The organism is Allobosea sp. NPDC055332, from assembly GCF_053645455.1.
On the sequence record NZ_JBSHMO010000001.1, the window covers coordinates 700529 to 715449 of the forward strand.

Annotated in this window: 16 protein-coding genes and 1 tRNA gene; 10 read left to right on the top strand and 7 right to left on the bottom strand. The window is 68.2% G+C overall.

The genetic code is table 11. The annotated features are described in order from the left end of the window. Positions 1-40: 40 nt before the first annotated feature. Together ACWIGM_RS03565 and ACWIGM_RS03570 are read left to right on the top strand one after the other, a co-directional pair. Complete coding sequence (locus ACWIGM_RS03565; RefSeq protein ID WP_454024545.1) at positions 41-1060, top strand: amino acid ABC transporter substrate-binding protein; 1020 nt, start codon at positions 41-43, stop codon at positions 1058-1060. A gap of 77 nt (positions 1061-1137) precedes the next feature. Continuing rightward, positions 1138-1584, top strand: coding sequence for a hypothetical protein (locus ACWIGM_RS03570; protein WP_454024546.1), 447 nt, complete (start codon positions 1138-1140; stop codon positions 1582-1584). Between the two features lie 58 nt (positions 1585-1642). Here the strand turns inward: ACWIGM_RS03570 and ACWIGM_RS03575 are convergent, their stop codons facing one another. Beyond that, positions 1643-2554, bottom strand: coding sequence for a LysR family transcriptional regulator (locus tag ACWIGM_RS03575; RefSeq protein ID WP_454024547.1), 912 nt, complete (start codon positions 2552-2554; stop codon positions 1643-1645). A gap of 124 nt (positions 2555-2678) precedes the next feature. Here ACWIGM_RS03575 and ACWIGM_RS03580 point away from each other — a divergent pair, with 124 nt between their 5' ends. The 5 genes from ACWIGM_RS03580 (at position 2679) to ACWIGM_RS03600 (ending at position 6117) form a co-directional block, all read left to right on the top strand. Then, a complete protein-coding gene (locus ACWIGM_RS03580) occupies positions 2679-3560 on the top strand; it encodes a pirin family protein (protein ID WP_454024548.1) in 882 nt (293 codons plus the stop codon). 63 nt (positions 3561-3623) lie between these two features. Beyond that, positions 3624-4253: an isochorismate family cysteine hydrolase YcaC gene (ycaC, locus tag ACWIGM_RS03585; RefSeq protein ID WP_454024549.1), complete on the top strand. Its 630-nt coding sequence runs from the start codon at positions 3624-3626 to the stop codon at positions 4251-4253. A gap of 74 nt (positions 4254-4327) precedes the next feature. Further along, the gene (locus ACWIGM_RS03590) at positions 4328-5008 is read left to right on the top strand and encodes an isochorismatase family protein (RefSeq protein ID WP_454024550.1); all 681 of its coding nucleotides are present in this window, start codon (positions 4328-4330) and stop codon (positions 5006-5008) included. Between the two features lie 98 nt (positions 5009-5106). After that, positions 5107-5706 carry an NAD(P)H:quinone oxidoreductase gene (gene wrbA / locus ACWIGM_RS03595; protein WP_454024551.1) on the top strand — a complete coding sequence of 200 codons (600 nt, stop codon included), beginning with the start codon at positions 5107-5109 and terminating at the stop codon, positions 5704-5706. A 132-nt stretch (positions 5707-5838) separates the two neighbouring features. Beyond that, entirely contained in the window at positions 5839-6117 is a 279-nt protein-coding gene (locus ACWIGM_RS03600) for a GNAT family N-acetyltransferase (RefSeq protein ID WP_454024552.1), read from the top strand. 4 nt (positions 6118-6121) lie between these two features. On the opposite strand, the gene ACWIGM_RS03605 is transcribed toward ACWIGM_RS03600, so the two are convergent. From ACWIGM_RS03605 to ACWIGM_RS03625, 5 genes are all read right to left on the bottom strand, one after another. Then, positions 6122-6197 (bottom strand) — tRNA-Ile (locus tag ACWIGM_RS03605). Positions 6198-6237: 40 nt separating this feature from the next. Further along, positions 6238-7230: an iron exporter MbfA gene (gene mbfA, locus ACWIGM_RS03610; protein WP_454024553.1), complete on the bottom strand. Its 993-nt coding sequence runs from the start codon at positions 7228-7230 to the stop codon at positions 6238-6240. 291 nt (positions 7231-7521) lie between these two features. Continuing rightward, positions 7522-9924 (bottom strand): methyl-accepting chemotaxis protein, encoded by a 2403-nt coding sequence (locus tag ACWIGM_RS03615; RefSeq protein WP_454024554.1) that lies wholly within the window; start codon positions 9922-9924, stop codon positions 7522-7524. A 358-nt stretch (positions 9925-10282) separates the two neighbouring features. Further along, positions 10283-10693 carry an acyl-CoA thioesterase gene (locus tag ACWIGM_RS03620; protein WP_454024555.1) on the bottom strand — a complete coding sequence of 137 codons (411 nt, stop codon included), beginning with the start codon at positions 10691-10693 and terminating at the stop codon, positions 10283-10285. Beyond that, positions 10686-11057 (bottom strand): hypothetical protein, encoded by a 372-nt coding sequence (locus tag ACWIGM_RS03625; RefSeq protein ID WP_454024556.1) that lies wholly within the window; start codon positions 11055-11057, stop codon positions 10686-10688. The genes ACWIGM_RS03620 and ACWIGM_RS03625 overlap by 8 nt, the downstream gene beginning before the upstream one ends. Positions 11058-11185: 128 nt before the next feature. Between ACWIGM_RS03625 and ACWIGM_RS03630 the strand changes: the two genes are divergently transcribed. Next, positions 11186-11998: an AraC family transcriptional regulator gene (locus tag ACWIGM_RS03630; RefSeq protein ID WP_454024557.1), complete on the top strand. Its 813-nt coding sequence runs from the start codon at positions 11186-11188 to the stop codon at positions 11996-11998. 72 nt (positions 11999-12070) lie between these two features. Beyond that, a complete protein-coding gene (locus ACWIGM_RS03635) occupies positions 12071-12490 on the top strand; it encodes a VOC family protein (protein WP_454024558.1) in 420 nt (139 codons plus the stop codon). On the opposite strand, the gene ACWIGM_RS03640 is transcribed toward ACWIGM_RS03635, so the two are convergent. Further along, on the bottom strand, positions 12491-13714 hold the full coding sequence (locus ACWIGM_RS03640) for an MFS transporter (protein WP_454024559.1): 1224 nt from the start codon (positions 13712-13714) through the stop codon (positions 12491-12493). A gap of 183 nt (positions 13715-13897) precedes the next feature. On the opposite strand from ACWIGM_RS03640, the gene ACWIGM_RS03645 reads away from it, so the two are divergent. Then, a complete protein-coding gene (locus ACWIGM_RS03645; RefSeq protein WP_454024560.1) occupies positions 13898-14920 on the top strand; it encodes a 2-dehydropantoate 2-reductase in 1023 nt (340 codons plus the stop codon). Position 14921 lies beyond the last annotated feature (1 nt).

Below are 14921 nucleotides of genomic sequence, written 5' to 3' on the forward strand. Positions count from 1 at the left end.
TGGGAGAGTTCTGCCTGAAAACAACAACAGGGGATCGACGATGAAACGGACCTTGCTTCGCCTGACCGCCGCGTTCGCGCTTGTCGCCGGCATCGCGGCGCCCGCCTCCGCCAACACGCTCAAGCAGATCCGCGACCGCGGCAAGATCATCTGCGGCACCAGCCCCGGCGTCGCCGGCTTCTCGACGCAGGACGCCAATGGCCGCTGGCAGGGCTTCGACATCGACATCTGCCGGGCGCTGGCCGCGGTGATCTTCAACGACACCGAGAAGGCCGGTTTCGTTCCGCTCACCTCGAAGGACCGGCTGATCGCGCTGCAGGCCGGCGAGATCGACGTGTTGCCACGCACCACCACCTGGACGCTGTCGCGCAATGCCGGCCAGGGCGTCACCTTCACCACCGTCAACTATTATGACGGCCAGGGCTTCATGGTCTCCAGGAAGCTCGGCGTCTCCTCGGCCGCCCAGCTCGGCGGCGCCTCGGTCTGCGTCGCGCAAGGTACGACCAGCGAGCTCAACCTCGCCGACTATTTCCGCAAGCTCGGGGTGAAATACGAGGCCGCCGCCTTCGGCACCTCCGAGGAAGCGCTCAAGGCCTATGAGTCCGGCCGCTGCGATGCCTATACCACCGACGTTTCGGCCCTCTCCGCCGTCCGGATGAAGCTGCAGGATCTCGACGATCACGTCATCCTGCCGGAAGTCGTCTCGAAGGAGCCGCTCGGCCCCTGGGTTCGCACCGGCGACGAGAGCTGGTTCAACCTGGTGCGCTGGACCGTGCTCGCTTTGATCAACGCCGAGGAGCTCGGCATCACCAGGGCCAATGTCCAGGAGATGCTGAAATCCACCAATCCCGAGGTGAAGCGCTTCCTTGGCCTCGACGGCAAGATGGGCGAGGCGATGGGCGTCGGCAACGACTGGGTCGTGCGCATCATCTCCGCCGTCGGCAATTACGGCGAGAGCTTCGAGCGTCATCTCGGCCAGAGCTCGCGCCTGAAGCTGGCGCGCGGTCCGAACGAACTCTGGAGCAAGGGCGGCATCCAGTACTCGCCGCCTTTCCGGTAGGCGAAGAGGCAGGCACACGGAACCGCCGGGCTCTCCGGCGGTTCTTGACTCCGTTGCATCACCAAGGAGTACTGCCCGTGCCCGCCATCAAATCCCTCCTCGCCGGCGCCGCCGCGCTCGCCCTCGTCACCGGCACGGCCGTCGCCCAGCCGCGAACGCTCGGGCCGCAGACCGGCACGGTCAAGATCGAGCAGATCTCCGTCGCCTTCCTCGCCTCCGGCGAGCTCGGTGGCGGCACCTTCACCTATCGCGGCCGCTCCTATCCGATCTCGGTCGGCGGTCTCGGCATCGGCGGCATCGGCGCCGCGCGCGTCGTCGCCAGCGGGCGCGTCTACGGCTTGACCACCCGCAACGATCTCGCCGGCCCCTATGTCCAGCTCAAGGAAGGCTGGGCCGTCGGCCGCGCCGGTCAGGGCCGTGTCTGGCTCAAGAACGACAAGGGCGTGACTCTCAGCCTCGACACCCGCCGCCAAGGCCTGCAGGCCACGATCGGCGCCGACGGCGTGGTGATCGCGTTCAAGTAAGCGAGGCTATCGACAAGAAGCGACAGGACGACGGCCGGGCGGATGCTCGGCCGTTTTGTTATCGGCTCTCCGCATCCAGCCGTGCATACTCGCTCGCGAGAAAATCGAGCAGCGCCCTGACGGACGGCAGCAAGCCGCGCCGCGACGGGAACACGGCATGGATGATGTCGGCCCGCGGCGCCCAGTCCGGCAGGACATGCACCAGCCGGCCCGCCTTGATGTCCCCTGTCACCACCATCGTCGGCATCTGCACGACGCCGACGCCCTCAAGCGCGGCATGGCGCAGCGCCACCATGTCCTCAGTGACGAAGCGGGGCTGGTGGCGGATGCTGGCCTCGGCGCCACCCGGCCCCTGCAGCCGCCATTCATGGCCCTGCTGCACGCCGCCCCATGACAGGCTCGGCAAGGCGCCGATATCGGCGGGTACCAGCCGCCGCTCGATCCCCGCCAGCAATTGCGGCGCCGCCACCAGGCACTGCCGGCTTTCGGCCAGCACCTTCATCACCAGTTCGCTTTCCTCCAATGGCGGGAAGCGCACCCTGATCGCGATGTCGAAGCCCTCGCGGATCACGTCGACGCGCCGGTTGGTGCTTTCCAGCTGCACCTCGACCTTCGGGCAGGCGGCGAGGAAGCGGGCGATCATCGCCCCGACCTGGAAATAGAGCACCGCCGAGGGGCAGGCGACGCGGACCACGCCCTGCGGCGCGGCCCGGACCCGGTCGATCGCCTCCTGCGCCGCCTCGGCTTCGACCAGCATCGCCACGCAATGCTGATAATACTCGCGGCCGATCTCGGTCACCGCGAAGCGCCGCGTCGAGCGCTGCACCAGCCTGACGCCTAACCGCTCCTCCAGCAGCGCCAGGCGCCGGCTCAAGCGCGAGCGCGGCATGCCCATCGCCCGGGCAGCAGCAGCGAAGCCCTGATGCTCGACCACCTGGGCGAAGAAATAGAGGTCGTTCAGATCCCGCATCGCGTCACCATTGTCCTGTCAGTAGGACAGAGTGACTGAATTATGCCGGCTACTGCGCTCTCTGTCCCACCAATAATCTCTTCGACAACACAGCGCCGCACGGCGCATCCGAGGAGATCAGGCCATGCGACAGGTTCGCGGCATCTACAGCAGCCCCGCCAGCCATTGGGTCGGCGACGGCTTTCCCGTCCGCTCGATGTTCTCGCACGCCGCCCAGGGCGAGCATGTCAGCCCCTTCCTGCTGCTCGACCATGCCGGTCCCGCCGAGTTCGCTCCGGCCGGCAAGCCGCGCGGCGTCGGCGTCCACCCGCATCGCGGCTTCGAGACCGTCACCATCGTCTATCAGGGCGAGGTCGAGCACCGCGATTCCACCGGCCAGGGCGGCCTGATCGGCCCCGGCGACGTGCAATGGATGACCGCCGCCTCCGGCATCCTGCATGAGGAGTTCCACTCGCAGGGCTTCACCCGCAGCGGCGGCACGCTCGACATGGTCCAGCTCTGGGTCAACCTGCCGGCGAAAGACAAGGGCGCCGCCCCCGGCTACCAGACCCTACTCGACAAGGACATTCCCGCGGTCGCGCTGCCTGATGACGCCGGCACGCTGCGCGTCATCGCCGGCGACTACCGGGGCCATGCCGGCCCGGCCCGCACCTTCACCCCGATCGACATCTGGGACCTCAAGCTGAAGCGCGACGGGCAAATCTCGCTCGCTCTGCCGGAAGGACGCACGCTCGGCCTCGTCGTCCTGCGCGGCAATGTCCTGATCAACGGTGCCGACAAGGCCCGCGAGGCCCAGTTCGTGCTGTTCGACCGCAAAGGCGGCGAAGCGACGATCGAGGCCGAGACCGACGCGACTGTGCTCGTCCTCAGCGGCGAGCCGATCGACGAGCCGGTCGCGATGCACGGCCCCTTCGTCATGAACACCCGCGAGGAGATCCGCCAGGCCATGGCCGATTTCCAGAGCGGCCGCTTCGGCAAGATTCCAGCCAAAGAAATCCCGGCCTGAAAACCGGCATCGGCGCCGTCCGCCGCCGCGATGCCGGACGTCCCTCTCTAAAGGAGAAAGACCATGACCAAGCCCTATACCCGCCTCGACAAGGACAAGGCCGCCGTGCTGCTCGTCGACCACCAGGCCGGCCTGCTCTCGCTGGTCCGCGACATCGATCCGGACAAGTTCAAGAACAACGTGCTGGCGCTGGCTGACCTCGCCAAATACTTCAAGCTGCCGACGATCCTGACGACCAGCTTCGAGGATGGCCCGAACGGCCCGCTCGTCCCCGAGCTCAAGCAGACCTTCCCCGACGCGCCGTTCATCCCGCGCCCCGGCCAGATCAACGCCTGGGACAATGAGGACTTCGTCGCGGCGGTGAAGGCGACGGGCCGAAAGCAGCTCATCATCGCCGGCGTCGTCACCGAGGTCTGCGTCGCCTTCCCGGCGCTCGCCGCGATCGAGGCCGGCTTCGACGTCTTCGTCGTCACCGACGCATCCGGCACCTTCAACGAGATCACCCGCCACTCGGCCTGGCAGCGCATGTCCGATGCCGGCGCCCAGCTGATGACCTGGTTCGGCGTCGCCTGCGAACTGCATCGCGACTGGCGCAACGATGTCGAGGGCCTGGGCGCGCTCTTCTCGAACCACATCCCCGACTATCGCAACCTGATCACCAGCTACACCACCGTCTCGGCGAAGAAGGCCTGAGCTTCCGGCGGAGCGCGGCGCGAACACCGCTGTGCTCCGCCCTCCCCTTCAGGCGAACACCAGGGAGACCTGTCATGACGACCCCCGCCAATTTCAACGGCCAGCGCCCGGTCATCGACCCCAGCGACGCGGTCATGCTGCTGATCGATCATCAGAGCGGCCTGTTCCAGACCGTCGCCGACATGCCGATGCCGGTCCTGCGCAACCATGCCGCGGCGCTCGCCCGCATGGCGACGCTCAGCAGGATGCCGCTGATCACCACCGCCTCGGTGCCTCAAGGGCCGAACGGGCCGCTGATCCCCGAGATTCATGAGAACGCGCCGCATGCGCAGTACGTCGCGCGGCGCGGCGAGATCAACGCCTGGGACAATCCCGATTTCGTCGCGGCGGTGAAGGCGACCGGGCGCAAGACCCTGATCATCGCCGGCACCATCACCTCGGTCTGCATGGCCTTCCCGTCGATCGCCGCCGCCCATGACGGCTACAAGGTCTTCGCCGTGGTCGATGCGTCGGGCACCTATTCGAAGATGGCGCAGGAGATCACGCTCGCCCGCATCGTCCAGGCCGGCGTCGTGCCGATGGACACCGCCGCGGTCGCTTCCGAGCTGCAGAAGACCTGGCATCGCGACGACGCCCAGGAATGGGCGCAGGTCTACACCAGGATCTTCCCGCCCTATCAGTTGTTGATCGAGAGCTACGTGAAGGCGCAGCAGGTCCAGAAGGACCAGGAGCAGCTCGACTCGCAGCGCGGCTGAGCTGTCACGCTCGTGAGCGGACAACCGCTTTACCAGTCTCACCCTGGGCCGCCGGAGTTCCGTGCTTCGGCGGCTCGCCCCCCAAGAGGATGATTCCGATGACGAAGGTTCTGGTTCTCTATTATTCCAGCTACGGCCATATCGAGACGATGGCGCAGGCCGTTGCCGAAGGGGTGCGCGAAGCCGGCGCCGAGGTGGTGATCAAGCGCGTGCCCGAGCTCGTCCCCGAGGAGGTCGCGCGCAAATCCGGCTTCAAGCTCGACCAGGCTGCGCCGATCGCCACGGTCGACGAGCTCCCGAACTACGACGCGATCATCCTCGGCGTGCCGACCCGCTTCGGCAATATGCCGGCGCAGATGAAGAACTTCCTCGACCAGACCGGCGGCCTCTGGGCCCAGGGCAAGCTGGTCGGCAAGGTCGGCAGCGTCTTCACCTCGACCGCGACCCAGCATGGCGGCCAGGAAAGCACGATCCTCTCGACCCACACCGTCCTGCTGCATCAGGGCATGGTCATCGTCGGCCTGCCCTACAGCTTCCAAGGCCAGATGACGCTGGCGGAGATCACCGGCGGCTCGCCTTATGGCGCCAGCACCATCGCCGCCGGCGACGGCTCGCGCCAGCCGTCCGAGAACGAGCTCGCCGGCGCCCGCTATCAGGGCCGCCACGTCGCCGGCATCGCGGCCAGGCTGGCCGGCTGAGACCCGAGCGACTCCGCGGCCCGGCAGCATGCCGGGCCGCCTTGCCCTGAGCCGCGCCGCTGCCTCACACTGCCGGCATGCCGGCATGCCGGCAGCCGCAACGGCGATAGCGCAGCCAAAGAGGATTGTCAGATGGATACCGGCATCGTCGACCACCCCGAGCAGAACCGCTTCGAGCTCGACATCGGCGGCGAACTCGCCCTCGCCTATTACAAGCTCGACGGCGACCGCATCGTGCTCACCCATACCGAGGTGCCCCAGGCGCTGTCTGGGCAAGGGATCGGCTCGCGTCTGGCCAAGGGCGTCTTCGAGCAGATCCGGGCGTCGGGCCGCAAGGTCGTGCCGCGCTGCTCCTTCATGGCCGGCTGGGTCAGCCGGCACCCGGAATATGACGACATCGTCGTGGGGTAAAAAATGGTGGGCCGGGCCGGACTCGAACCGGCACCGGCGCTGTTATGAGCAGCGAGCTCTAACCATTGAGCTACCGGCCCGCGGCAGGCCTAGCATCCGCCGGGCGCAGCGGCAACGGGCTCAAGCGCCGCCGATCAGGATGCCCGCCGCCAGCACCAGCCCGCCGCCGAGCACGACCTGGAAGGCCGCGCGGGCGAACGGCGTTTCCATATAGCGGTTCTGGATCCAGGCGATCGCCCAGAGCTCGATGAAGACCACGACGAGCGCGATCGCCGTCGCGGTCCAGAACGACGGAATCAGATAGGGCAAGGCATGGCCGAGACCGCCGAGCGCGGTCATCACTCCCGATGCAAGGCCACGCTTCAGCGGCGAGCCGCGGCCCGAGAGCTTGCCGTCGTCATGCGCCGCCTCGGTGAAGCCCATCGAGATGCCGGCACCGACCGAGGCCGAGAGTCCGACCAGGAAGGTCGTCCACGGATTCTGCGTCGCGAAGGCGGTGGCGAAGATCGGCGCCAGCGTCGAGACCGAGCCGTCCATCAGCCCGGCGAGGCCCGGCTGCACGAAGGTCAGCAGGAACTGCCGGCGCGCCGCTTTGTCCTCTGCCGACTTCGCTTCGCCGGTGAGATTATCCTCGGCGAGCTCGTCGGCCCTGCTCTCGTGCTCGGCCTCCGCCCGCGCCAGATCGCCGAGCAGGCTGCGGGTCTGCGCATCGGTGCTGCGGCCGGCAGCGGCGACATAGAAGTCGCGCGCCTGGCGCTCCATCGCTGCCGCCTCCTCGCGGATGCGATCGAGCCCGAGCGTCTCGACCAACCAGACCGGTTTGCGCTGGTAGAAATCGGCGACATGCTCGCGCCGGATCGGCACGACGACATCGCCGAAGCGGCGCCGATGATCATCGAGCAGGCGGCGCCGATGCCCGTCCTCCTCCGCCGCCATGCCGTCGAACACCGCGGCCGAGGCCGGATAGTCCTTGCGCAGCCTCTCGGCATAGACCGCGTAGATGCGGCCGTCCTCCTCCTCGGAAGCGATCGCCAGGGCGAGAATCTCGCGCTCGCTCAGGCTGTCGAAGCGACGCCGGCCGCCAAAGCCAGCCGGCAGGAACGAGGATAACATCGCGGTATCTCCTGGCGGCTCTTCGGACCCGCATCGTCATCCTGGGCGAGTGAAGCTCGACCCGTGATCCATCGTCGAGATCCGGAGCTCTACGATGAATCCCGCGCTGCGCCGCATCGCGGCTGGTCCAGGATGACGGCGTGCTTCCGGGTGAAACCCGCATGCCATAGATTAGAATAATTCTAAAATAAGTACCCTATCGCTCCACCGCAAGCCGCCCCAAACGCAACGCCCCCCGCCTTGCGGCGGAGGGCGTCGTGATATCCGGCGATGTCTGGCGCGTGGCGGCCGTCAGGCGGCCCGCGCCTGCTCGTGGCCGTGCTCTGCCGCCCCGCCCTCGCGGAAGCTGAAGCGCGAGATGTGCTCCTTCAGCGAACGCGTCTGCTCGTCGGTCAGGGCCAGCGCGGCGTTGGTCTCCTCGACCAGCGCGGCGTTCTGGTGCGCCATGGTGCCGATGCCGTCGATCTCCTTGTTGATCGTCGAAACGTCGGTCGCCTGGCCGCGGGCGGTCTGCGAGATGCCGTTCATCAGCGCCGAGAGGTCGTTGACCGAGGTCAGGATGCTGCCGAACACGGCCGAGCTCTGCTCGACCAGGCCGACGCCGACCTTGACGTCGCCATGAGCGGCCTCGACCAGCTTCTTGACGTCGTTCGAGGCGTCGGCCGAGCGCTTGGCGAGGCTGCGCACCTCGCTGGCGACCACCGCGAAGCCCTTGCCGGCATCGCCGGCTCGGGCCGCTTCCACCGCCGCATTCAGCGCCAGCAGGTTGGTCTGGAAAGCGATCTCGTCGATCATCGAGATCACCTCCGAGATCTTGCTGGAGGAGGTGCGGATGCGCTGCATCGCTTCCAGTGCCGAGGCGACCACCTGCTCGCCCTGCTGGGCGCGCTCCTCGGCGCTCTGGGCCATGCCGACGGCGGCGGCGGCGTCCTTGGCGGTTTTCTGGACATTGCTGGCGAAGGCGCCGAGCTGGTTGGTCGCGACCGAGACGGCGTTGCTCTCCTCGCTGGTGCGCTCGGCGAGGTCGGTGACGCCGTCGAGGATCTCGCTGGTCGCGCTGCGCACGGCCGAGACGGTCTCGGAGAGGCGCGCCAGCGTGCTCTCGAACTCGCCGGCGAGGCTGTTCGTGCCGTTCTTCAATTCGGCGAAGGCGCCCTGGTAGCGGCCCTCGACGCGGGCGACCAGCCGCCCGTCCGAGAGATGACCGAGCACCTCGCAGGTTTCGGACAGGCCGGTCTGGACCGTCTCGAGCAGCTCGTTGACCGAGCCTGCCAGTGCGTTGAGCTCGGCATCGGCGAAGGTGGCGTCGACACGCCGGCTGAAATCGCCCTGCGCCGCCGCGGCGACGACGACGCCGAAGGCCTCGCCGAGCTCGGCCATCATCTGCCGGCGCTGCTCCTGGGCACGCTCCTCGTCCTCGATCTTGGCGAGCTCGGCCGCGCGCAGCGCCACCGCATTGTCACGGAAGAGCAGCACGCTCTTCGAGATGTCGGCGATCTCGTCATTGCCTTTCGTGTCGACGACCGTCTCGAGCTGACCGTCGGCGATCGCCCTGGTCGCGGCCCAGAGCTTGTTCAGGCGGCCGACGATCTGGCGGCGGACATAGAACAGCGACAGCGCCAGCGCGACGAGAAGCGAACCGAGGCCGATCATGCCGAGCAAGAGCTTGCTGGTCTCGATCAGCTCTTTCGTCGACCCGACAGCGGCCTGCGCCTCGCCGCGCGCGCCCTGCACCAGGGCATCGACCTCGCGGCGCAGCTGCGCCGCCGCCTGGTCGACTTCCTTGAGGCCGCGGTTGATTCCCTCGCGGGTGGTGATGTCGCGATTGCGGATGTCGACCAGCCCCTCGCTGCCTTCGCCGATCGCGATCAGGTCCTCGACCGTGCTCGCACGCGCCTTGTTGGGCGTGATCTTCTCGGCATCGGCCAGCAGCGTGCGCAGCCGGTAGGCGATGCCATTGAAGCGCTCGCGGGCAAAGGCGAGCTTTTCCTTGTCGTTGATCTGCGCGATCTCGCGCAGCACGCCGACCATCTCGTTGACATTGGCCTGCAGCGTGCGGGCGAGATCGAAGATGGCGAAGTCGCGGTCCATCAGCGTCTTGACCGCGCCGGTCAGCGCCTCGCCCGAGAGCACGCCGAGGTCGTCGAGACCGAAGGTCACCGCGAACCTGGCCTGCTCGGCCTCGCCGCTCGCCGCCTTGACGAAGGCGTCATAGGCCTTGCCGAGCTTCTCCAGCGTGGCGGCCCCTTCCGAGGCAACACGCAGGCGCTCGCCGGTCAGGTCGTTGATGTCGTTGATCTGGCGCGAGAGGCCGTCGAGCGCGGTCTGCGCCTTCTTGTTGTCGACATTGCCCTGCTCGCCGATCTTGCGGACGAGGTCGAACTGGCGGGCTTCGACCTTGTCGAACTCGCCGGTCAGCGCCGCCCGCTCGCGCACGCTCTGCACTTCCATGAAGCGCGGCGCCAGCGCCGTCGAGGCCGTGGCCGCCTGCGAGAGTTCGAGCGCGAGCTCGACCACCGGCATCTTGCGCTCGACCATGTCGGCGACCGTGCTGCCGACCCTGCCATAGGAGAACCAGGCGACCAGCGAGGCCGCGATCGTCAACACCGTCAGGACGCCGAGCGCGGCATAGATGCGCGCTGCGATCCCGATACGCGAGCCCTTCTGGCGCGCAGGCTTCACAGTCTTCGGCATTGACACGGTACTCCTGTAGGCATTTCCGGCAGCGCGGCGCTGGCCGGAGCGGATCGCGGACGATGGGGCGAGCGGCCGACGATGGTCAGCCACGGAACGGTTATGATCTTGATGATGCGCGACGGCGGCTCGTCGGCACGGCGCCATGTTCCGGCGACGGCGCGAGCCGAGCTTCATTCGCCGACAGATGACGGCGATCGATCATGCAGGACCTCCCAGCCCCTGGCAGAGCGGCCCCGGTGGACCGATCACCGGCAGAATTGCGGAGGTCCGCTTAAAGAACGCTTAAGTTGCCGGATTCTTCTGAATCACTCGGCCAGGGCACCCGTTCACGTCTCGTTAGGGTTTGCGCCCCGCCTCAGCCTGCCGGCAGCGGCGGCACTGGCCGCGGCTTGCCCTCGTCGTCGATCGCAACGAAGGTGAAGGTCGCGTCCGTGACCTTCTCGTGCAGCGTGGTGCGGAAGCGCCTGGCCCAGGCCTCGACCTGGATCTTCATCGAGGTCCGCCCGACCGACTTCACCGAGGTGTAGACGCTGAGCACGTCGCCGACCTTGACCGGGCGGATGAAGGTCATCGCCTCGACCGCGACCGTCACCACGCGCCCCTGCGCCCGGTCGACACCGGCGATGCCGCCGGCGGAGTCCATGCGCGACATCACCCAGCCGCCGAAGATGTCGCCATTGGCGTTGGTGTCGGCCGGCATGGCGATGGTGCGCACGGTCAGGGTGCCGCAGGGTTCTTCGGCAGAGGCCACGCCAGACTCAGTCATCGTTGTCCTTCCCTTCCTCGATATGGAAGGAGTGGAGCACACGATGCAGGATCGGCGCCAGCACGAAGCCGGTGGCGATCACCACAAACAGCCCTGAGAAGATCGCATAGAAGCCGGCGAAGACCTTGCCGCCCGCGGTCTTGAGCTCGGCGACCGGCCCCATGCCGGAGAGGATCATCGCCGCATTGACGAAGGCGTCGACCGCGCTCATGCCCTCGCTGGCAGCATAGCCGATCATGCCGATCGCCAGACCGACGACGGTGAGGGCCAGCCAGAGCAGCATCGCCCGGCCCATGCGCAGAGCGAAGCGCTGGAACGGGATCAGCCCTTCGTGGCGGCGCTCGAAGCGCGTCAGGCGCAGCATTGCCATCTCCACGACAGCCGGACCTGCCCGAGGGATCGGCACTGTTCCGGTACAAGCATGGCGCCGCCTTTGTCGTTGAGCAGGGTTCCGATAAGCGCCACTATCCGTCAAGCCAAGCGGGACCGGCAATGCAGGCGGATTGGGAACTGGTACGAGCCGCGCCGCGGCCCGATCTCGCGGGCGCCGTCATCGGCTATACCGGCTATCGCGAGCGCCGCGCCGAGCCGGTCCTGCGCCGCGAGGTGCCGGGGCTGCTCATCCCGCTGATCATCAACTTCGCAGCGCCCTTCACGCTTTCCGTCGCGGATGGCGACAGCACCGCGCCGCACGCCTTCGCAGCCGGCCTCATCGACCGCCCTGTGCTGGTCTCTTCGCCCGGCCTGGCCGCCTGCGTGCAGATCGACCTCACCCTGGCCGGAGCCTATCGCTTCTTCCAGCTCGACCAGCGCGAGATGGCCGGCCGGATCGTCGACCTCGACGATCTCGGCCCGTTGCGCCATCTCGGCCTCCGCCTGCGCGAATGCCGGTCCTGGGCCGAGTGCTTCGCCCTGCTCGACCATGTCATCGGCCAAAGGCTGGCGCGCGGTCGCAGCGTGTCGCCGGAGGTCGCCGCCGGCCTCGCCTGGCTGGCGGCACGGCGCGGCAGCGGCCGCATGCGCGACCTTGCCGCCACGACCGGCTGGAGCGAGCGCCATTTGACCCGGCGCTTCGCCACCGAGACCGGATTCGGGCCGAAGACCATCGCCCGTATCCTGCGCTTCGAGCATGCCCGCGAGCTGGCGGCACGCGACCGGCCCGGCGGCTGGGCTGCGATCGCTCAGTCTGCCGGCTATGCCGACCAGGCCCATATGACCCGCGAGTTCACCGCTTTGAGCGGCCTGCCGCCCGCCGCCCTCGCCCGCAACGACGCCGGCGCGCACGGCATACTGGAACCGGGCTGAAGTCCGTTTCGTTCAAGACGGCGCGCGCCCTCTCGGCTTTGCTGGCGCGACCATGCAACCGGAGATGCCCCGATGCCGCAACCTGCCGCCATCTATATCAGCCTGCGCTACCGCGATGCGGTGAAGATGGTCGACTGGCTCGTCGAGGCCTTCGGCTTCGAGAAGCACGCCGTCTTCCTCTCGGAGGACGGCAGCAAGGTCGTGCACGCCGAGCTGCGGCTCGGCGAGGGCATCGTCATGTTCGGCTCGAGCGAAGGCACCGACTTCGCCAAGCTGGTCAAGACGCCCTTCGAGCTCGGCGGCACCACCGCCTCGCCCTATGTCGCGACGAGCGACATCGACGCGCTCTGCGAGCGGGCCCGCAAGGCCGGCGCGGTGATCACGATGGAGCCGACCGACCAGCCCTATGGCAGCCGCGACTTCATCTGCAAGGACCCGGAAGGCCATGTCTGGTGCTTCGGCACCTACCGGCCGGGCGCCGACCCGGCCTGATCAGGCCGCTGCCAGCTTCGGCCGGGCCTTCAGCATCAGCCAGCAGACGATCGAGAGGTTGATCAGGTTCCAGGCGAGGCCGTTGAGGAAGGCGAGCCGGTAGGATGCGGTCGCGTCGAAGATCAGGCCCGAGACCCAGCCGCCGAAGGCCATGCCGAAGATCGTCGCCGACATCACCACGCCGATGCGCGCCCCCGCTTCGCGCGGCGGCATGTAGTCGCGGATCGCCACCGCATACATCGGCACGATCCCGCCCTGGAACAGGCCGAAGATGCCAGTGACGATGAAGAGCGAGCTCAGCCCGTCGAACCAGAGATAGAGGAAGAGCGCCATGCCCTGCATCAGCGAGGACAGGGCCAGCGTCGCGGTGCCGCCGATCTTGTCGGCAACGAACCCCGAGCCGACACGGCTGACGATGCCGAGCGCCATCATCACCGTCAACATCTCGGCGCCGCGCGCCACGCCGTAACCGAGGTCGCTGCAATAGGCGACGATATGGACCTGCGGCATCGACATCGCGACGCAGCAGCAGAACCCCGCGACGACCAGCAGGAGCTGGAGCTGGTTCGGCGACAGCCCGAGGCTGCCGCGCGCCCCGGCGCTGGTCGCCTCGGCCGCCGCGAGTGTCGCCGCGCTTGGCCGGCGCCGGAACAGCGGCGCCAGCGGCATCATCACCGCGAACGCCGCAATGCCGAGCCACAGATGCGTCGTGCGCAAGCCATGCGTCTCGACGCCCCAATTGATCAGCTGCGGCCAGAACATGCCGGCGAGATAGCTGCCGGACGCACCGAAGACCACGGCGAGGCCGCGATAGCGTTTGAACCAGTGCGACAGGTCGGCGATCAGCGGCGAGAACCCCGTCGCGGCGCCGAGCCCGATCAGGAAGCCATGCGCCAGCGTGAACTGCCAGAGCGTGCCGGATACCGATGCCAGTGCATAGCCGGTGGCCAGCAAACACGCGCCGAGCACGATCGGCCACATGATGCCGAAGCGATCGACCAGGCGGCCCATGACGATGTTGCCGATGCCGAAGCCGATCATGGCGAAGGTATAGGGCAGCGAGGCATCGGCGCGCATGACGCCGAACTCCCGCTGCACCGCCGTCACCACCACCACGGCCGACCAGGAGCCGACGCACGCCACCGTTCCGATCAGCAGGGCAAGCGCCAGCCTGAACCAGGCATAGGGCGAATCCGGCGCGTAGCGCGCGTCCTGGGCGTCCATGTTTCCTCGCGAGCCCGACGGAGAACGATTTTCTCTCTGCCCGAGCATTAGGCAGCGCGCCTGTTCGCCACAAGCGCACAGGCGCTGGGCCGATGCGGCGCGGATGTGGGGTCGTCCCGCATCCCCTCACCACTTGCATCGCCTTGCAGGGCGGGCATGCTCGGCGCCCTGCTGGGAGGCACGATGGCAAGAATCTGCATCTACGGCGCCGGCGCGATCGGCTGCTATCTCGGCGGGCGGCTCGCGGCCGGAGGCGCCGAGGTCGGCTTCATCGGCCGCCCCGGCATCGGCGAGGAGTTGCGGACGCATGGCCTGACGCTGACGCATTACGACGGCCGCGACTGGCGCGTCGCGCCGGAAGCGATCGCCTTCTCGACCGAACCGGACGCCGCCGCGGCGGCCGATCTCGTTCTCGTCACGGTCAAGTCCGGCGCCACGGCGCAGGCCGCTGCCGAGCTTGCCGGCGTCGTCCCGCCAAAAGCCGTGGTGATCAGCTTCCAGAACGGGATCGGCAATGCCGACGTGCTGCGCGCCGCCCTGCCCGGCCGCAGCGTGCTCGCCGGCATGGTGCCGTTCAATGTCGTGAGGCGCGGCCCCGGTGCCTTCCATCAGGCGTCCGAAGGCGAGCCCGAGGCCGAGGACTCATCGGCACTGGCGCCCTTCCTCGCCGATTTCACGCGCGCCGGCTTCGCCTTGCGCCGGCACCGCGACATGCCGCCGGTGCAATGGGCCAAGCTGCTCTTCAACCTCAACAACGCCGTCAACGCCCTCTCCGGCCTGCCCTTGCAGCAGGAGCTGGCGCAGCGCGACTACCGTCGCTGCCTCGCCCTCGCCCAGGCCGAAGCGCTCGACCTCCTGGCGCAGGCCGGAATCGCGCCGGCCCGGCTGACGCCGCTGCCCGCAGGCTGGGTCCCGGCATTGCTGCGCCTGCCCGATGGGCTCTTCGCCCGGCTCGCCCGCAAGATGCTGGCGATCGACCCGTCGGCGCGCTCCTCCATGGCCGACGACCTCGCCGCCGGCCGCAGGACCGAGGTCGACTGGATCAATGGCGAGGTGGTCAGGCTGGCGCAGCGGCTCGGCAAGAGCGCGCCGGTGAACGAGCGGCTGGTCGCGCTCGTCCACGCCGCGGAGGCGGGCGAGGCACGGCAGCGCTGGAGCGGCGCGGCCTTGCTGGCCGGGCTCTCGGCGAGCGCCGGGCGAGGCTAGC